The organism is Pseudomaricurvus alkylphenolicus (genome assembly GCF_011683955.1).
Lineage (GTDB): Bacteria > Pseudomonadota > Gammaproteobacteria > Pseudomonadales > Cellvibrionaceae > Pseudomaricurvus > Pseudomaricurvus alkylphenolicus.
The window spans coordinates 168190-186381 of sequence record NZ_JAAQPI010000014.1 but is presented as its reverse complement, the minus strand read 5'-3'; the positions used below and the strand labels follow the sequence as shown (position 1 = coordinate 186381).

General features: G+C 50.1%; 16 protein-coding genes. 1 reads left to right on the top strand and 15 read right to left on the bottom strand.

The window, feature by feature from the left end; translation table 11 throughout:
• Positions 1-4 precede the first annotated feature (4 nt).
• The 8 genes from HBA55_RS28125 to HBA55_RS28090 all read right to left on the bottom strand — a co-directional run bounded on the left by HBA55_RS28125 (position 5) and on the right by HBA55_RS28090 (position 9145).
• On the bottom strand, positions 5-1531 hold the full coding sequence (locus tag HBA55_RS28125; protein WP_206020014.1) for a BCCT family transporter: 1527 nt from the start codon (positions 1529-1531) through the stop codon (positions 5-7).
• 10 nt (positions 1532-1541) lie between these two features.
• On the bottom strand, positions 1542-2762 hold the full coding sequence (locus tag HBA55_RS28120; RefSeq protein WP_166998349.1) for an MFS transporter: 1221 nt from the start codon (positions 2760-2762) through the stop codon (positions 1542-1544).
• 338 nt (positions 2763-3100) lie between these two features.
• Positions 3101-3733, bottom strand: a complete 633-nt coding sequence (gene pncA / locus HBA55_RS28115; RefSeq protein ID WP_166998347.1) for a bifunctional nicotinamidase/pyrazinamidase — start codon at positions 3731-3733, stop codon at positions 3101-3103.
• Between the two features lie 35 nt (positions 3734-3768).
• Positions 3769-4542, bottom strand: coding sequence for an enoyl-CoA hydratase/isomerase family protein (locus HBA55_RS28110; protein WP_166998345.1), 774 nt, complete (start codon positions 4540-4542; stop codon positions 3769-3771).
• Entirely contained in the window at positions 4532-5383 is an 852-nt protein-coding gene (locus HBA55_RS28105) for an amidohydrolase family protein (protein ID WP_166998343.1), read from the bottom strand. Before HBA55_RS28105 ends, HBA55_RS28110 begins: the two co-directional genes overlap by 11 nt.
• 27 nt (positions 5384-5410) lie before the next feature.
• Complete coding sequence (locus tag HBA55_RS28100; RefSeq protein WP_166998341.1) at positions 5411-6781, bottom strand: phenylacetate--CoA ligase family protein; 1371 nt, start codon at positions 6779-6781, stop codon at positions 5411-5413.
• Positions 6778-7512, bottom strand: coding sequence for an SDR family NAD(P)-dependent oxidoreductase (locus tag HBA55_RS28095; protein WP_166998336.1), 735 nt, complete (start codon positions 7510-7512; stop codon positions 6778-6780). Before HBA55_RS28095 ends, HBA55_RS28100 begins: the two co-directional genes overlap by 4 nt.
• 724 nt (positions 7513-8236) lie before the next feature.
• Positions 8237-9145, bottom strand: coding sequence for a LysR family transcriptional regulator (locus HBA55_RS28090; protein ID WP_166998334.1), 909 nt, complete (start codon positions 9143-9145; stop codon positions 8237-8239).
• A gap of 231 nt (positions 9146-9376) precedes the next feature.
• Between HBA55_RS28090 and HBA55_RS28085 the strand changes: the two genes are divergently transcribed.
• On the top strand, positions 9377-10027 hold the full coding sequence (locus HBA55_RS28085) for a peroxiredoxin-like family protein (protein WP_166998332.1): 651 nt from the start codon (positions 9377-9379) through the stop codon (positions 10025-10027).
• 101 nt (positions 10028-10128) lie between these two features.
• Here the strand turns inward: HBA55_RS28085 and HBA55_RS28080 are convergent, their stop codons facing one another.
• The 7 genes from HBA55_RS28080 to HBA55_RS28050 all read right to left on the bottom strand — a co-directional run bounded on the left by HBA55_RS28080 (position 10129) and on the right by HBA55_RS28050 (position 18111).
• Positions 10129-10407 (bottom strand): hypothetical protein, encoded by a 279-nt coding sequence (locus HBA55_RS28080; RefSeq protein WP_166998330.1) that lies wholly within the window; start codon positions 10405-10407, stop codon positions 10129-10131.
• A 555-nt stretch (positions 10408-10962) separates the two neighbouring features.
• Positions 10963-11724: a thiamine biosynthesis protein ThiC gene (locus HBA55_RS28075; protein WP_240946330.1), complete on the bottom strand. Its 762-nt coding sequence runs from the start codon at positions 11722-11724 to the stop codon at positions 10963-10965.
• 179 nt (positions 11725-11903) lie between these two features.
• On the bottom strand, positions 11904-12530 hold the full coding sequence (locus HBA55_RS28070; protein ID WP_166998328.1) for a DsbA family protein: 627 nt from the start codon (positions 12528-12530) through the stop codon (positions 11904-11906).
• A 120-nt stretch (positions 12531-12650) separates the two neighbouring features.
• Positions 12651-14342, bottom strand: coding sequence for a sodium:solute symporter family transporter (locus HBA55_RS28065; protein ID WP_166998326.1), 1692 nt, complete (start codon positions 14340-14342; stop codon positions 12651-12653).
• Positions 14339-14650: a DUF485 domain-containing protein gene (locus HBA55_RS28060; RefSeq protein ID WP_166998324.1), complete on the bottom strand. Its 312-nt coding sequence runs from the start codon at positions 14648-14650 to the stop codon at positions 14339-14341. Before HBA55_RS28060 ends, HBA55_RS28065 begins: the two co-directional genes overlap by 4 nt.
• Before the next feature lie 19 nt (positions 14651-14669).
• Positions 14670-16370: an arylsulfatase gene (locus HBA55_RS28055; protein ID WP_166998322.1), complete on the bottom strand. Its 1701-nt coding sequence runs from the start codon at positions 16368-16370 to the stop codon at positions 14670-14672.
• 10 nt (positions 16371-16380) lie between these two features.
• A complete protein-coding gene (locus tag HBA55_RS28050; RefSeq protein WP_166998320.1) occupies positions 16381-18111 on the bottom strand; it encodes an arylsulfatase in 1731 nt (576 codons plus the stop codon).
• Positions 18112-18192: the final 81 nt, after the last annotated feature.

Genomic DNA, 18192 nt, shown 5'->3' with positions numbered 1-18192 from the left:
CGACTTACAACTCATCTTTCTTTAGGCTCTTTGCGAGACTTACCGCCATAAGTAACAACACCATTGAAAAGGGAAGTGCTACTATTGTGGATACACTTTTCAATGCTTCGAGTCCCCCAGCAAGGAGCAATGCCGCTGCAACTAGACCGATACTTATTCCCCAGAATACGCGAGACCGTTGAGTTGGATGCCTATCCCCCATTGACAACAAAGTGCACACGACTAGCGTACCTGAATCTGCAGACGTGACGAACCAAGTCAAAATAAGAAACGTAGCCAGAGCGGAAACTATCCATGTCAACTGATCAACGTTCAATAATTCAATAGTACGATATAGCGCCATTGTTAAATCTGTGTTTATCACATCCTCAATTCCGCCTTCACCAAATATCTCCATATGAATTCCAGTACCGCCAAAGACGCAGATCCAGAAGAATGTGAGAAAGCAAGGAACTATTATCACACCTACGAGAAACTCTCTGATCGTTCTTCCCCTGGAAATACGAGCTATGAATATTCCAACAAAAGGTGACCAAGAAATCCACCATCCCCAATAGAAGATAGTCCACGCCCCCTGCCAGTTGGGACTTTCACGTGGATCAATCCAGAAACCCAGCTGAATAACATGAGCCAGGTAATCACCAACACTACTCTTATATAAATCAAGTAAGAATAACGTGGGTCCAGTGATAAGAAAAAATACAAGTAAAACAGCACTCAACTTTATATTCCATTCACTGATAAACCGCATACCCTTTTCAACACCAGAAGCAGTGGAAAGTGTTGCAATTGTTGTCACAGACGCAATTATCAGCACCTGGTTAAATACTGAGATCTCTATATCAAACAAATAACTAAACCCAGTATTCATTTGCGAAACGCCCAAACCAAAAGAAGTAGCGACACCAAATACTGTACCGAATACCGCTAGTAGGTCGACTGAATTTCCAAACGGTCCATAAATTCGTTCACCGAGTAGAGGGTATAGAGTTGATCGAATGGCAAGAGGCAATCCTTTGTTGTAAGAAAAATAGGCCAAACTTAACCCTGTCAGAGCAAATATAGCCCAACCATGAACCCCCCAGTGAAAGAATGTTAGCCTCAGCCCCAACTGTGCCGCTCCCATAGTGTTAGAGGTAACTCCCTCTAACTCCATAAACGGATTGTCTTGAAAATGGTAGATGGGCTCAGCAATACTCCAGAACATCAGCCCAATGCCGATTGAAGCACTAAATAACATGGAGAACCATGTAAAACGAGAAAAGTCCGGTTTGGCATCTTTCCCTCCGAGCCGAATATTGCCGACGCGCCCCATTAATGGCCACAGGCAAAATAGCAATGCTATGTTGACGAATAATATATAAAACCATCCCAATTTTGATTCGATCCAGACTTTGATTCCTAAATACAATTCATTCGCCAGCCCACCGTTTACAATTGTAAACAGGACAAAGAAAGTGACTAATACTGACGCCATAATAGGCATTGAAGGGTGAGACCCCGGCCAATGGACTTTAACTTTCTTATACAAGCTAAGCATCCTAGTCATTGATCGTCGTAAGCTGGTAGCTTTGTTTTTTATAAAGCGACACTAGAGGCACCAGAACACATAGGTAAGTCATAATCACACATATAATTGTTGCCAACCCCACAAGGTCATAGCCATTAGCTGCGACTATCAGTTCACCTCCAATTGCAGGCCCGATGGCGATACCCATCATTAGCGCGCTCCCAGACGCCGCAACCACACGGCCTTTCACATCAATCTCTGCAGCCAGCGCTGTCAGGTAAGGCAAGGTAAAGAAATACGTACCAGCCCAACACATGACAGCAACCGTATAGGTCAATTGAGAACCTGAAGATTGGCTAACAACATAGGTAACTACACCACTTAGGAATACACCAATTGATACCGGAGCTTTGAGTCCATATCTGGCACCAACAATAGAGGCTATCAAAGGGCCTATCATTCCAATGATAGCTTGCATTGACAAAAGATTACCTACTTCTATGCTACTATAACCAACCTCAGTCCCTATACGCTCAACGAATGTCCAAGCCATAGTATCGCGTAATGAGAATGCGATGAATGCAGCAAGAACAAAAAGTGCGGGCAACTTCGAACTACCTTCGGAGACACCAACATCAGTCACATATTGCCTCCCGTTATACCCAGCATTGGCAGGCAAGCGACGCATAAGAAAAGCCATTAATATAATAGTCACAACCATACCCGTATAAATTCCTGATAGCCCCCAGTTGGCACTCAAACGGGGAAAAATCAACGCCACCAGAATCACCATACCCACACAAAGTACTGACATTTGTCCGGCAAAGCGTTCGGGATTTTTGGAATTGGACACCGTCGCATTACCACAGGCCATTGCCAAGCCAGCACCTATACCTGCCAGCGGCCTCAACATGGTTAACATTTCATATGAATCTACCAGGGCGGATAATATGTTGGCGGTCAGAGCAATAAGAACCCCTGAATATGCAACTATTCTTCGATTAATGGTGTCCATCTTCGGAGCTATTGTCAGGGAGGAAACTGTAATACCAACAAACTCTAAGGTACTCAGCATACCCGCCTGTGCCGCGTTCAACGATAATGTAGCCATTGCTGACCCAATCAGGAACGGCAGTGCCAGTAGAGATAGTAGACCTATTCCGTAAGCCGTGGCGAAAGCTGACAACAATAGCCCCCAATCATCTGGCCAGTACGAATCTCGATTGTCCGCTCTTAATTCGGTGGATGTCATCTATACTCCTCCTTCGGCATTTTTAATGAGTTGCTCTTGTTATGGCTCACTTACTGCCTGACTTTTGGTTCAGTGTAGTACGCCCGATAAAAGATACTCATATAAGAAAGTTATGACCAATTCTTTGTCATCATGGACGTATAACTTTGCATCATGTATTGAATTTTTTATGAGAACTCAGGAAGGCTATTTCCATTCACTGGAATGTCAAAATGTAGATTATAGAAAGGAATTGGGATTCGGTCCGACAAAGAATATGTCATGACGGTCGGGAATAGGAAAATGCAGCCGATTTCTCCTACCCCGAACAGTATTACTGGTTAGATTTATATCTTCTCTTATGAGAAGTTTGAATACTTCTCGATTGCGACACCTTGTTCTTTCATTTTGCTCCTCTTCTCATCCAAGGAACCATCCAAATCAATTCCAATGGAAAGGTCCTCAAAGAGAATGGTTTCGAACCCCAATGCGATGGAGTCCAATGCAGACCACGCTACGCAGAAATCGGTTGCTATCCCACAGAAAAACAGCCGTGTAATTCCTTTCTCCTTCAGGCAAGCCGACAAGCCCGTGGTTGTTTTCCGATCGTTCTCGAAGAACGCTGAATAAGAATCTATTTCCGGGCGGAATCCCTTCCGAATAATCATCTGAGCAACGGTTGTGTCCAGATCCGGATGAAAGTCTGCACCCCACGTGCCCATCACACAATGCTCTGGCCAAAGCGGTTGCGTTCCGTAAGACATTTCGACATATGAAAAGTCCTCCTTGTCTTGATAAGAGGAAGCGAATGACGAATGTCCACTTGGATGCCAATCCTGTGTCAGGATCACATTTTCGAACTGCTTTGCTGCGTTGTTGATAGGTTCAACTATCGCACTGCCACCCTTTAGAGCAAAAACTCCGTCTTCACAAAAATCATTCTGAAGATCGACAATAATCAATGCATCCTTTTTTCCAAATTTTCGCGTCATATCTTGTACACCTCAGTGAGACTTATCAATTAACCTTATGTTAACGCCGATCCCATTTTCTCTTTTGACTCTTCTGATTCAAGTAGGATTTGGTCAGATAGCGCCGCCATCGCTGCCGTCGTTCGCTCGGGAGTAGCATAACCATTGTGGAGAAGGCCTTTCAACAAGGCAACAGATCGGCTGCTAACTCGATTGGCATAGTCTTTGGCAATCTCTCTTGCAGTCGACCGAGCTGTACCCGGGCTACAAGTCTTGCTAATAAGGCCGATATCACGAGCAGTTGGTGCATCCACCGGTTCCGCGAAAACCAACATTTCTCTAGCTCGGGCCATTCCGATTGCACGGGGCGCTCGCAGAGTACCTCCACCGGTGGGCAGCGCCCCCACTGTGATTTCTGGAAAACCAAAGGTCGCCTCATCACTTGCGATTCTCAAATCACAACCTAACGCAAGCTCTAAGCCTCCTCCCAAACAAAATCCCTCTATCGCAGCTATAGTTGCAAATGGAGCTTCATCCACTGCCATCATAGCTTTCTGGAATAAGCTCGTGTGACGTACCTTATCACGTATATTATAGTCGACCAGTGCTTTGAGATCAGAACCCGCACAGAAAGCTCGTGTGCCTTCTGATGCGACAATGCAAACGGGTACATTCAAGGCAGATAGGTGCTCAATAGCACCTATCATCGCTTCAAGCGCAGGGTTGTCCAAGCTATTTCGACGTCGGTCGCGATTAATTGTTAATTCCGCGACATTCTGATCCAATGTCAGGCGAATATCAGAGTCATCAAGAATGGTATCAACGCTCATAGGGGAATACCTTCATCGCATTTTCCCACAGGAGTTTTCTCTTGGGTCCCTCTCGCAGATCCAAAGCATCCAGTTGTGCGAGCGCTTCTGGGTGCTTCAATAAAGGAAAGTCAGATCCCCATAGGACTTTATCTTGTCCCCAAGAGTTAATAAACTTTACCATCTCAGGCTTCCAATGTTTGGGCGCGTAAGCAGATGTACCGAGATATACATTAGGGTGTTTAGACGCCAAGGCGATCGCTTCCTCTACCCAAGGCCATCCAGTATGGGTACAGACTATTTTCAGTTCAGGAAAGTAGAGTGCTATCTTGTCCAGGCGTGCAGGTCGTCCGTTCTCGATTGGCATATAATCCAAAGTATGCCCCATAGAGAACATAGCCGGAATGCCGAGCTCGACACACTTGGCATAATAGGGATAATAATAAGCATCATCAGGACCCAGATCGAAACCGTGAGGGTGCACGTGAATACCTACAAAGCCGTACTCTTTTACAGCTTTTTCGAGGTGCTTTACACCTTTAAGTGCATCAAAAGGATTTACACCAAACAACCCGTGAACTTGACCAGGTAATTGCCTGGAAATTTCATATACTTCCTCAGGAGTGACCCTCAGGTACGGCCGCTGTTCTCGGAAACTCCATCCATAAAAAGCCGCTACATGTACCTTGCCAAGTCCGGTTTCTTCTGCGTAAGAACGGAACTCCTCAACTGTGTATCCACGAAGTGAATCCAGACGCCCTACGTTTTCAAAAACTTCAGACTCTTCAGGATCATCAATAAAGTGTGTTTTGATGGCTTCTGGCGTGAACAGGTGCCCTAAAATATCGATTGGTTTTGACATATCATTTAACCTATATTTTCTCTAGCATCACTTCGCGATACTAGCGCTCTGAATAACATGATCACGCTTCTCAATCCAGCGGCGGCTTTTTTGACTAGCGCTTCTCTCAAATTCACCCTCAGCCAACTTAACTTGGAAGCCAATTCCAATGCGTTGCCGTAGATGTCGTATAATTCGATCCGCCAATTCCTTAGATTCGTTTTCTGCTAGATCCACAGTGGGCACGAAAGCAACAACTGCGACGTCGGCAGACGACTCGTCACTCATTAATGTAACCTGATAGTCATGCACCTCTGAGAAACTGAACATGGCTTCATCCATCGCCTGAGTCCAGATATTGATTCCCTTTACTTTCTTGACTTCATCTATTCTCTGAACACTTCCAATTTGAATCCCCGAAAAGGGGCGGCCGCACTTACAGCTTCTAGGGGCTCTATATATTGCGCTGTCATTGGTTTTACAACGAATCATTGGAACCATCTGACGATAAAGGCTAGTAAGAACTATTTCTCCTCGCTCGCCATCAGAAACATGTTGTCCGGTTTCTGGATCAATTACTTCAAGAAGAATATACGGGTCAATATTGTGAACCACCCCTGGGGTATCGAAATCACCCACTCCGTATTCGCATGAAAACATATGATCGGTTGCCATTTGTGACAAGCCATATCGATCAAACGCCCTTGCACCGTAATTACTCTCCAACCGGTGAAACCATTTTGGACTTGCAGCTTCAGCGCCACAAAGTAGTTTCTCTACGCCAGCGTCTTTAAGTTCATCCCCCGCTTTGGCAGAAAGATATCCTAGGTAGGAAGTAGTTGCCAATATGGCCTTCGGCCGGAACCGCTGCATCAGCTCTACTCTCTTTTGCGTGTCGTACATCGCAACAGGGTAAACGGAAAGCCCGTAATCCAGAGCCGCGTGGTACTCACATCGACCACCCGCAAGTAGAGATACATGCATCATCAGGAATACTGAATCGCCTGGCTTCAATCCAGCCCAACGAAAATAGTACTCATTGACTGCACCATGATTTGAGACGTCCTCCTGACTCTGAAGATGGAGCTCAACACCCTGACCTGACGTACCACTGGTTGTAATTGGAACATGCCCTATTCCACTTTTTAAGATTGCATCGTGCCTTAATCCATAAGGGCTATTCTCTTCCTGGTCTTGGATGAAGTCAGCTTTGTTGACCATGGGCATTATTTCTGCAAAGTCTTCTATAGAATTGACCTTACTCAAATTAATCCCAGCGTCCTCCCATTTTTTCCTGTAATATGGATTCTCTTCCCATATTTTTGGCAAAATGGCAGACAATTTTGACCACTGCAAATCACGAATTTCCCCCGGGGAGAGGTTTTCGTAATCCCTATTTATCTGTGTGAATTTGCTCATGACATCGTCAATCCACCACTTACGCTGAACACTTGTCCTGTGATGTATTCAGAATCGTCCGAACAAAGGAAAGAGATCATAGCTGCCTGTTCAGCGGGCTCAGCCAATCGGCGGAATGGTATCACCTTTAGTCTTCGCTTAAAGGTTTCCGGATCCTGAGCTGCCTGCTCTGCCTCTAAAGGTGTATTGGTAGGTCCAGGAGCTGTACAGTTAACATTTATCGAGTACCTGGCTAGTTCACGTGCAATAGATTTACTCCACGCTATCAAAGCGCCTTTTGTACCTCCATATACCGCTTCGCCGCTCGTTCCAACTTTGCCGGCATCAGAGGTTACTGTAACGATTCTTCCAACCTTCCGCTCTATCATCGCTGGAATTACAGCATGGGTAATATACAACACTGATTTATAATTGATATCGATCACTTTGTCCCAGTATTCAGGGGCTTCGTCCACGAACTTCGAGGTTGCAGTCCAACCAATGACATTTGCCAACGCGTAAATAGGACCCATTTCACTTTCAATGCGTTGCACAACAGCGCGGGTGGACTCTACATCTGTCAGATTTACAGGATAGATTTCGATATTGGCTGGAGATTCCGCCTTTACCTCTTCTAAACTCTGTTCATTAATGTCGAGCGCGGCAACTTTGTAGCCATCTGATACTAGTCTACGAACTGTAGCACTACCGATGCCTCCGGCGGCTCCTGTAACGATTGCCAATTTTGACATGCTAACTCCTGTTATTTAGATGAGTTCCAGAAATTTACCCATGAACAAATTGAACAACAAACGCTTTTTCATCATGATTCCATTACCTGAAGTAATTCATGAGCAAAGCAAGATAGATGACTTCGCGGGGGAGAATCCGGATGGCACCTTTTCGGTCTAGCTAATCAGGCTCAAAGAAATACTCGATTTTCGAGTTACCTCCATCAGCTAGGCGGGATTTGTAGTAACTCCTGTCAACCAGTTATATGAATATTAGAACGCGAGGAATTTACCAATGTGACCTTTGGCACAGAAGAACTAAATTTCCGAAGAGGAAATGACACCCGTCACTAGTGCTCATAGAGTAACTTCATCTCTATGACTGCTTTTAGTTCGGTTGCTGCCAGAAGAAAACCCATCAATAGAGAAATGCAGCAACGTCGGCTCATGGCTGAAAGCGGTGGTAGCGCCAGACGTCAGCTTTTTCTATGGCCAAAAGAAAAAGGTCGGCTACTTCCAATGCTTAGGCTGGACAGGTGATTCTATGTCTTGCTTGGATACTTGATCCAAGACACTGAGCAGATCTACGCCGACCTCGGCCTCAAGATCGTTTACGGAAGATAGGTAGTTATCCAAGTCGCGCGTATAAAGAGGTCTTCAACAATATAGGTACCCAAAATTCACTCTTTTCCTCAAAACCAATTGAATTTTCGTCTGTTTTTTCACCGTTGTTTTAGTGGTTGCATTATGGTGCTGAACCAATGTTGCTACAGCAGGAGAATCGCTCGGCCAGATAATCAATCAAACAGCGGGCCTTGGACGGCAAGTGTCTGCCCGACGGGTAAACAGCATTGATGGCCAGTGGCGGCAGCTGATACGGTTGCAGAATTTCGATCAACTCTCCGGCATTGAGGGCGTCACCCACTAGCCACCGCGGTGCCGGGCTAATACCGTGACCGGTGAGTAGCGCCTTGCGTACCGCGTCGCTGCTATTGGTAAGGAAGTTGCCGTCCACATGCACAGTGATCTGATTGCCCTGTTCGAAAAAATGCAGCTCATTGGCGTTGCCATAACCAGTGAAGATAATGCAGCTGTAATTCTTCAGTTCCAGAGGATGTTGTGGTTGCCCGTAGGTGGTCAGAAAAACTGGTGAAGCCACAGTCACCACCGGGCTCTTGGTGATGCGGCGAGCGATCAGGGAAGAGTCACTAAGTTTGCCCATCCGCAGGGCCAGGTCCACACCTTCCTGCACAAGATCGACGTTGCGGTCATTGAGTAGCAGCTCGACTTTGATATCCGGGTATTTTTTAAAAAACGCTGCCAGCGCCGGCACCACATGCAGCTGCCCAAAGGCGGCGGGTGCCGCCAATCGCACCGTGCCCTTGGGTTGGCTTTGCAGTTGTCCGACACTCTGTTCGGCTTCATCGATATCCATTAAAATGTTGATACAGCGCTCGTAGTAGTCGGCGCCGGCCTCGGTTAAATGCAGTGCCCGGGTACTGCGATTCAGCAACTTGGCGCCCAGGGACTTTTCCAGCTCCGCAATATTTTTGCTGATGGTGGGCTGAGTGGTATCCATTTCCTTGGCCACGGAAGAGAAACTGCCGGCCTCGGCAACCCGGACAAACATCGACATGGCAGTCAAACGGTCCATAGAGGTTGCTTCCTGTAATCAGGCCCGTAAGCGAATAACGGGGTGATGGCCTTCATATATTCCCTCCGAGAATTAATACTATTCCTGCTACAGGTATTATTGTAGTCAAAAGAACGCGATACACTGATTCAGCAACAATGGTCGGCATTTGCACCTGTCATTCGTAGATTGAGCTTACCTTTTGCAAGGGTTATAAACAGAAGTTATAAAAAGGCTCAGGAGAAGTCGCCTATGGGGTTTGATGCCCAGCTGTCGGAGTTAAATCGCACCATTTGCAGTCAATTCAAGGCCTCAGAACTGGCGATTCTACAAAAGACGGTGTTGATATTGCGCAAGAGCGGAATCCTGGAGCGCAGTCTGCAAGAGGGAGAAACCGTCCCCGATTTTGCAATTCCCAGGCCAGAAGAAGATAGCTCGCTGTATCAGTTGTTGCAGCTGGGGCGAGTGGTGATCAATTTTTACCGTGGTTCCTGGTGTGGTTTTTGTCGTGCAGAGCTGCGCGCCTTCACTCAGGTGCTGCCGGAACTCGCCAAGCTGAATGTCACTTACCTTGCGATCTCGCCCGAGGGAGAGGGGGATAAATCAGCAGGGCCGGAGCGACAAGAGTTGTCAGCTTACTGCAACATCAAGGATATCGACAACCGTATCGCCCGCTCTTTTGGTATTCACTACACGCTGTCCCAACAAAACCGGGAGATGTTCGAAAACTGGGGTTTGGATCTCGCCCAACTTCACGGCAGTGAGCGGGTGGAACTACCGCTACCGGCTACCTATGTAATTGGCCCGGATAGAACAGTGGCGTTTCGCTATGTGGACGTGGATTTTCGCAAGCGCTTTGACCCACAGAAGCTGGTGACAATACTTCAAGGACAGGAGGGTTGAGTTGGCAGGATGTACAAGTGCTGGAAAGTGGCAGGGGGTATAAGGAAGGCGGAAAAAAATAAAACGCCCGGGTTTATCGTTTGGTAGCCCGGGCATGCTGACTATTGGACGGCATTTTCCAGATCCTTGTTGAATTGCTCTTCCAGTTGTTTCGCCATTTTTTCCGAAATCAATTTTTGCAGGTTGTGACGTTGGCCCATGAGACTGGGTTTTGGCAGATCGTGCTTTTGATGGCTGCCATCGCTTAGAGCTTCCAGTTTCTCACGGGCGAAACTGGCAGACAGAGCGAGACTGGTGATTTCCTTAAAAGCATCAGCTTCTGCATAAGTGACATTGGCAAGGGTGAGAACAAGGGTTCCGATCAGGGCTGAGTGTTTCATAACAGGTGCTCCGGTAGATGGATTGGTGCCTGGTAATGAATGGGCTGTGGCGCTGGAGAGAATTGTTGAAGAGGAACTCTCAACGCTTGGTAAATAGTGTATCTATTCGGGGCTGAAATATAAGAAGAGGAAATTGAATAAGATACATTCCAGGGACGCATGAGTGCTAGTGTATTGTCGCATCCAGCCTTAGCGAATGAGGTATACTAAGAGCCTAACTTGATTTCTGGATGCCAGGCCATAGAACAATTCAGCGGGAGTTTGTGAAACAACCGGCTGACTTCTCACCTGATATTTCCTGATCATGCGGACCAATTCAATACCAGCAAGCGTTCGTTGGATAGAAAGGATATTCTTCAAGCCAAGAGTAGGCTATTGCTGACATTTCCCGAACTCAAAGTAGCCTTCCTTTCAACTCCCGTTCATGGCTGAAAGTCTCCGCACCCTCAAATGTCAGCTGTTTTGATTGCTTGAACAATCAGCGTGCAGCTCTGTAGCCGGTATACGGTAACGATATACCGGCCGCTGGTCTCGCCGATCGTGCATGAGGCCCCTTCAGTCTTCGCGTTCAGCACTCATCAAGCAAAGCCCCAGCAGCAAGGTGGCCAGGACGCCCGATCCGCCAGCGACTGGCGAGGGCAAAAAAGCATCACGTCCAAATGCCATCAACATCGCATTGGCGAGCATGGCCACAACACCGACCAGCGCCGTTACACTCCCCAAGGCCTTGGAGCCTTCGGTCATTTTGGCCATTCCGACAATGAGCGCTGCAAAGCCCAGCAAGAGCTTCGCGGCGTAATAGATCATAAAGGACAAGGCAACGACCGCGCCTGTCGCAGGTCCGAGGGCCTCGAGCTGACTGGCAGCTTCGCGAAATGGTCCGAACATGGTGAGGCCAATGCTCACTTGCACGAGGTTAAAAACCGCGCTAATCGCAATGGCGGACCATCCAACCCGATAGTGATTGGCCTGCACCATGGCCGCTCCAGCAAAGGCGGCGAGAAAAGTGAAGAGTAAGCTTTCGAGTCCCCAGAGAAGTTGTCGTGGCGGGGTAAGCCCTGCGATGTAGAGGGCTGTATAAAGTGCCTGCGTGAGCGCTAACGCCAGCAGCAGGCACGATGTGATTTGGACCGTTCTACGATGAGTAAATTCCATGGTGGCATCCCTTGTTGTTAAGTGCCGGATAATAACACTCGTTGAGATACCCCTATAGGTTGTAACACCGAGCGTCGTTCGAATGGCTACGGATATGGAGACCTCTTCGGGCGCATAAAGTTCAAGGTCAATGACGCCCAATGACTTTGCGTTAATACCCAAGGGTTACACCAGTAACGTTCCGGGCAATGGTTTTTTGGGGCTTTGCAGATTGCCAGAATGCAAATCAAAATATCCCGCCGTCTGGGTGAATCTATTCGGTTCCAGGATGACATCACCACCACCGTTGACGATGATATTTTGAGAGAACGGGCATCGAAATCGAACGCCTCAATGCCCCTCTATTCCAAACTGCTGAGCAGGTCTTGAACAATGGTTTGGGGATGCTGGTATTCCCGCACCAACCGTTTGGTTTGAGTTTCGGTCTTCAATACCAGGGAGGGAAAGCCGTCAATGGGCAGTTGGCGGGCCAGTCGATGCTGGCGGCGGAATTCCGATTCCACCGATTCCGAGCACAGGTCTTTCTCAAAGCGTAGAGGGTCCAGCCCCAGCTCCTTGGACAGTTGCACCAAAACGCTGGTCTCCGATGGATTCATGGCTCGAAGGTAATAGGCGCGTTGAATTGCATCAATCATACGATCCTGGCCCGTGGCGGGCTCTGTCGATTGCATGCCAGCGGCAATGGTCGCGCGGCAGGATAAGTAGGTGGAGCGACGGGGTTGATTTAACGTCCAAAAATCGAAGTTGAATTCGGTACCCAATTGTGCCTGGATCTCCCTCCAGTAACCCTGAATGGTTTGCTGCATTTCCATGGGCATAGGGTTGTCACAATCCCGTGCCAGGCCACCAGTGACATTTTCTATTTTGACGGCAGTGGGTAGAGCCTGCTTGACCTGATCCCACACCGGACGAAAGGCCCAACACCAGGAGCACATGGGATCGTGAACATAGTAAAGAGTGGCAGTCATGGGTTTGGTTCCGGTCGGAGGCCTGGGGGGAAGAATACTACACCGACTCAACCAGGCATGACAATCACGCCAAAAATAATGAAGATCGGGATCCCCAGGCAACCTGTCAAACAACGGAGCCTAGTGAGAAACCGCCTCACTGACGCCAATACCCGTCTCGGACAACACCATCTGTTCATTGAATGCTTCCTTCTCCTTGACGCCACGAACACTCACGTCCGTCACTGAGAAGTACCACAGTGATGCGAAAGCCAGCGGCACGGAAATCACCGTCGGATAGGCATAGGGAAACAGCGGTGCTTCCATTCCCATGATGTCGACCATCACTTGAGGCCCCAGTAAAATAAAGACTACAGAGGAAATCAGCCCCACCAGGATTCCCGCCAGGGCGCCACGTGTGGTCAGGCCTTTCCAGTACATGGCCATTAACAGCACCGGTGCATTGGCGCTGGCGGCGATGGCCATGGCGAGATTGGAGATAAAGACCACATTCTGATGTTCAAAGATAATGCCAAATACAATCGCAATCACCCCCATACCGATGACCGCCATTTTCGACACCAGCATTTCCGACTGCTCCGATACCTTGCCTTTGGCAATGGATTCGGCGTAGAGGTCGTGTGCAATGGTTGCAGCAGCCGAGATGGTCAGTCCCGATACCACGGCCAGAATCGTCGCGAAGGTGACGGCGGCGATAAAGCCCAGCAACAGATCACCCCCCAGATAGTGGGTGACATGAAGCACCACCATATTGCCACCACCGATCATGGAACCTTGGGCATCATGGTAAGTGTCATTGCCCATGATCAACGCCACCGCACCAAACCCGATCAGGATAATCAGCAACTGAAAATAGCCAATGATGGAGATGGCATAGAACGCGGATTTCCTGGAGCTGGCGGCGTCTTTTACCGTGAACAGTCTCATCAGAATATGAGGCAAGCCGATAAAACCAAACAACAGAGTCAAGCCTACGGATAAGACCGAGCCGGGGCTTTTCAGCCAGGCTCCAGCCTCCATCAAACCGTCTTTCATGGGGTGTATTTCTGTTGCGCGTGTAAATATCCTACTCATGTTGAAATCGAAATGATTCAATAACAGCAGCGCCATCAGTGTGCCGCCCACCACCAACAGAACCGCTTTGATAAATTGTACCCAGGTAGCGGCGAGCATGCCGCCAAAGGCAACATAGAACACCATCAGCAGACTGACAGAAACGATTGCCAGAATGTAGTCGAGACCGAACAGAAGCTGAATTAACTTGCCGGCACCCACCAGCTGCGCAATGAGGTAGAAGACAAGGACAAACAGAGAGGCCACCGCCGCCACCGGCCGAATGGACTTGGCGGAAAGACGGAAAGACACCACATCAATAAAGGTAAAACGACCCAGATTGCGTAGGCGCTCGGCGATAAGGAACAAAACAATGGGCCAGGCTCCGAGGGTACCGGCAATGATCGTTAAACCGTCGACGCCCATACTATAGATGCTGCTGGTGATCCCCAACAGCGTGGCGGCAGACAGAAAATCACCGGATATCGCCACACCATTTTGCCACGCAGGAATGCCGCCGCCTGCGGAATAAAAATCACTGCGTGAGCGCGTTCGCGACGCGGCCCAATAGGTAATACCCAAGGTCACCACCACAAACATCAGGAAAATAACAATGGCCGACAGATTGAGCGGCTGAGTTTCGACACTTCCGGACACACTGCCTGCAGCGACAGCCAGGCCGGGAGCCACGGCTGCGGGAATAAGCCCCCACAGGGCCAGGCTACGGCTGATCAATCGACGTCTGTTCACGGCGTTCATGGGCGCTCCTCACCTAACAGCTTTTGATTCAGTTGATCATGACGTCGCCCCACTACCAAGGTGTAGTAGCCAGAGAGCCCAATACTGATCAGAACAACCGCTACCGTAAACCAGACACCCAGACTGACGCTGCTCTGCGCCGGAATTCGCGCATTGATCAGAGCGGGAAAATACGCCCAGCAAATCAAATAAAATGCCAGCACCAGTATCATGGCCCCCGCCATAAACACTCGGGATTTATGCCGTTCCCTGGACAAGACATGAAAGTCGGGGTCGTTTTGCAATCGCTCAATCAAATTGGATGTCATGGATTTTCCTCTGCATAGACTATGGGCGCTCGACCCCGTCCTGATAATGGGATGTGCCGTTGGTGTAGAGAATGTCCACTTTGTCCACCACCACCATTTCGTTCTGCCTGACGTACTCTTGCCAATGGGCATCGAGTTTGCGAACCAGGTCCGGTCGCCGGGAAGCCAGATCCTGAGTTTCCCCCACATCCGTCGCCAAGTTGTAGAGTTCCCAGCGTTGTTTCCCCCAGGGTTTGTTCAACCACAGCAGTTTCCAGTCGTCGTGGCGAATCGCTCTGCGCCCGAACAACTCCCAGCCGGCCGTAAAACCCTCGCCGTGGACGGATAAATCCTTGCCTTGCAGATAAGGCAGCAGGCTTTTGCCGGTCATCGGCAGCACCCTTCGTCCGCGATGGTGTTGATCCGATGGATCCAGACCCGCTATCTCCATCACAGTGGGAGCGATGTCTCTAACGGTGATAAATTCATGGGAGAGTCCACTCATGGGCGTTATGGCCGGGTAATGGATAAGCGCTGGAACTTTCAGCCCGCCCTCCGTGGTGAATCCTTTCTGCAATCGGTAGGGCGTGCTGCTCACCCGAGCCCAACCGGGTCCGACGGAAACGTAGGAGTCCACCTTACCCAGATTTTCCAAGCGGTTATCAAAATTTTCCGGTATCCATTGGGCATTTGGGATCGAGCCGGCGTGAATATCCAGCGGGTTACTGCCTTCGGCACCGTTGTCCGACATAAAGACGATCAGCGTATTTTCCAGCTGGCCAATCTCGTTCAGATAGTCGACAAGGCGACCGATATGAAAATCCAAGGCCTCCACCATGGCCGCGTAGATCTCCATCAGTCGAGACTCGCGCACCTGCTGCTCGTTCGACAACTGGTTCCAGAGCGGATAGAACCCAGGTGGAGAACCCAGGCCTACGTCCGCCGACACCACGCCGAGTCGCTTCATTTTGTGAAGCCGGGCGGCAGCGGTGGATTCGTATCCCGCGTCGTAACGCCCCCGGTAGCGTTCGATAAAGGCTTGCGGTGCCTGCAGTGGCCAATGGGGGGCGGTATAGGCCGCGTAGGCAAAAAAGGGTTTACCGTCTTCGCGATTGCTTTCGATATTGTCAATCAGCACATCGGTAAAAAAACGGGAGGAAAAAAACGGCTCAGGCAGATTCACCGCTTGGCCATTGCGACGATAATTGGCTGTGGGCGCCTTGGGAATCACTCCGCGCTGATCCAGATGACTGGCACCGCCTTCGAGCAAGGCATAAGTTTGCTCAAATCCCCGGGCCGAGGGGTAGCTGTCTTGGTCATAGCCCAGATGCCACTTGCCGGCCATATAGGTGTGGTAGCCACTGTCCCTGAGACGGGTGGCGACGGTCACAAAACGCCGGTTAAGTTGACCTTCATACCCGGGTCGGCCTTTTTGCTCCTCGGACCAATAGTACTTTTGCGTACCCAGCCCCACCAGGTGATTGTCCGTGCCGGACAGCAGCATGGCACGGCTGGGGGAGCAGGTGGGAGCGGCGTAGAAGTTGGTGAATTGCACCCCGCCCTGCGCCAGCGCATCGAGTCTGGGGGTGCTGATTTCACCGCCGAAGACACCAAGGTCAGAATAACCCAGGTCATCGGCAACAATAAGAAGAATGTTGGGCCGCCGGCTTTCGGTAGCCAGACAGTAGCCGGTTACCATCATCAGGCCGACCAGCAACCACCTGCTCTTAAATGGATTCATGCTGCGCCCCCTACGGATGCCTGGATGATACGCTGACGGCGGGTTTTCTCAGCGCGGGCACATCGGGCGCGGCGATAACAACGCCATTGCGCTCCACATAGTCCAGCCAATACCCCAGCATACGTTGAAATACCGCCGGTTCCTGATCAGACAGATCGTGCTGTTCGCCGGGATCTTGCGCCAGGTTGAACAGTTGCCACGGCTCGATCTGCCCCAGATCCTGGTTATAGCCTCCGGTCAATTTCCAGTCTCCCGCCACCACGCCGCGCCCGGACCAGAGCTCAAACCCCAGGTAATCGTGTTCAGACCTGACGGCGTCGACTGCTCCACTCAGCAGGGGGAGTAGCGACTTGCCTTCGGGGGCCTGATAAGGCGAATCTTGCTGGCCATGAGCCGGATGTTGAACGTCCGCCAGCTCTGCGACCGTGGGCAGAAAATCCAGAACACTGGTAATGGCATGACTGATCCCGGGTTTGAGACCTGCGGCGGGCCAACTGATGATCGCTGGCACTCGGACACCACCTTCGGCCCCGGAAAATTTATAATCGCGGAACACCCCCTGCCCGGCTGTCGCCCAAGTATGCGAATAAAGCACCACGGAGCCTCGGCGTCCCATATTTTGCAGGCGATTATCGATATTCCTGGCCAGGGGCAACAGCGCCGGTGCGTGGCCGCGGGTGGCCGAGGCACCCTCAGCACCGTTGTCGGACAGGAAAACGACCAGGGTATTGTCATAAAGATTGTTGTGTTTTAGATAGGCCAGCACCTTGCCGATGTTTCGGTCCATTTCGTCGACCATAGCGGCGTAGATTTCCATCGCGCGGGCGGATACTGCCTGCTCCTGTTGCGTCAGGCTCTCCCAGGGTTGGACATCCGCCCTCTCGGCACTGTAGCTCGCTGCCGCGCCAATCAGCCCCGATTGCAGCAGCGCCTGTCCTCGCTTCTGGCGCAGAACGTCATAGCCCTCGTCATAGCGCCCCTGGTAACTGTCGATAATGTCCTCTGGCGCCTGCAGCGGGTAGTGAGGTGCGGTGAACGCCAAATACCCGAAGAACGGCTGGCCGTCATCTTTGTGGCTGTCAATGTACTGAATCATCTCATCGGCGAAGGCGCGGGTTTGGTAAAAATTTTCCGGAAGCTGCTCAACCACTTGCCCGTCGCGCCAATAGTCGCGTTTGCCAAAACCGAAGGAACCGATTTGATCGTCGAAGTAATCGCTGTTTTGTTGAATCGCAAAAGTTTTGTCGAAGCCGCGGCGACTGGGGCGGTTGTGAGCGCTGGCCCCCAGATGCCACTTGCCCGTCATATAGGTGTGATAACCCGATGCCTGAAGCAAGCTCGCCACCGTCACCACATCATCGCGCAAATGTCCCTCGTAGCCGGGTTGCCCTTCTTGATTGGGCGCGGGTCGGGCGTAAGCCCCCACCATGGTACCCAGACCGGCACGATGATTGTCGACACTGGTCAGAAGCATGGATCGTGTTGTGGAGCAGGAAGCGCCGGCATAGAATCTGGAAAACACCATCCCTCGGTTCGCCAACTCATCAAGATTCGGGGTCTGGATGTCGCCACCGCCAAACGCTCCGATGTCGGTATAGGCCATGTCATCGGCCACAATCAGTAAAATATTGGGCCGTTCACTCGGCACATCTCGTGCCTGCACCCAGGACGTCAGTAACAGTAGCTGCAGCCCGAGTAACACACGAAAATGAAAATGGGAAAAAGTCATGCCGCTGGACATTAAGACCTCTGCAAGCTGGTACTGCGAATTGTTGGTGAGTGGAGCAAGGGGAAAGCCCTAAGGGCTCCCCCATGAGGCATT

Excerpts from the sequence above, each read along its gene's own strand:
- HBA55_RS28120 (WP_166998349.1), bottom strand. The coding sequence starts at position 2,762 with ATGACATCCACCGAATTAAGAGCGGACAATCGAGATTCGTACTGGCCA.
- pncA (WP_166998347.1), bottom strand. The coding sequence starts at position 3,733 with ATGACGCGAAAATTTGGAAAAAAGGATGCATTGATTATTGTCGATCTT.
- HBA55_RS28110 (WP_166998345.1), bottom strand. The coding sequence starts at position 4,542 with ATGAGCGTTGATACCATTCTTGATGACTCTGATATTCGCCTGACATTG.
- HBA55_RS28105 (WP_166998343.1), bottom strand. The coding sequence starts at position 5,383 with ATGTCAAAACCAATCGATATTTTAGGGCACCTGTTCACGCCAGAAGCC.
- HBA55_RS28100 (WP_166998341.1), bottom strand. The coding sequence starts at position 6,781 with ATGAGCAAATTCACACAGATAAATAGGGATTACGAAAACCTCTCCCCG.
- HBA55_RS28095 (WP_166998336.1), bottom strand. The coding sequence starts at position 7,512 with ATGTCAAAATTGGCAATCGTTACAGGAGCCGCCGGAGGCATCGGTAGT.
- HBA55_RS28090 (WP_166998334.1), bottom strand. The coding sequence starts at position 9,145 with ATGGACCGTTTGACTGCCATGTCGATGTTTGTCCGGGTTGCCGAGGCC.
- HBA55_RS28085 (WP_166998332.1), top strand. The coding sequence starts at position 9,377 with ATGGGGTTTGATGCCCAGCTGTCGGAGTTAAATCGCACCATTTGCAGT.
- HBA55_RS28080 (WP_166998330.1), bottom strand. The coding sequence starts at position 10,407 with ATGAAACACTCAGCCCTGATCGGAACCCTTGTTCTCACCCTTGCCAAT.
- HBA55_RS28070 (WP_166998328.1), bottom strand. The coding sequence starts at position 12,530 with ATGACTGCCACTCTTTACTATGTTCACGATCCCATGTGCTCCTGGTGT.
- HBA55_RS28065 (WP_166998326.1), bottom strand. The coding sequence starts at position 14,342 with ATGAACGCCGTGAACAGACGTCGATTGATCAGCCGTAGCCTGGCCCTG.
- HBA55_RS28060 (WP_166998324.1), bottom strand. The coding sequence starts at position 14,650 with ATGACATCCAATTTGATTGAGCGATTGCAAAACGACCCCGACTTTCAT.
- HBA55_RS28055 (WP_166998322.1), bottom strand. The coding sequence starts at position 16,370 with ATGAATCCATTTAAGAGCAGGTGGTTGCTGGTCGGCCTGATGATGGTA.
- HBA55_RS28050 (WP_166998320.1), bottom strand. The coding sequence starts at position 18,111 with ATGTCCAGCGGCATGACTTTTTCCCATTTTCATTTTCGTGTGTTACTC.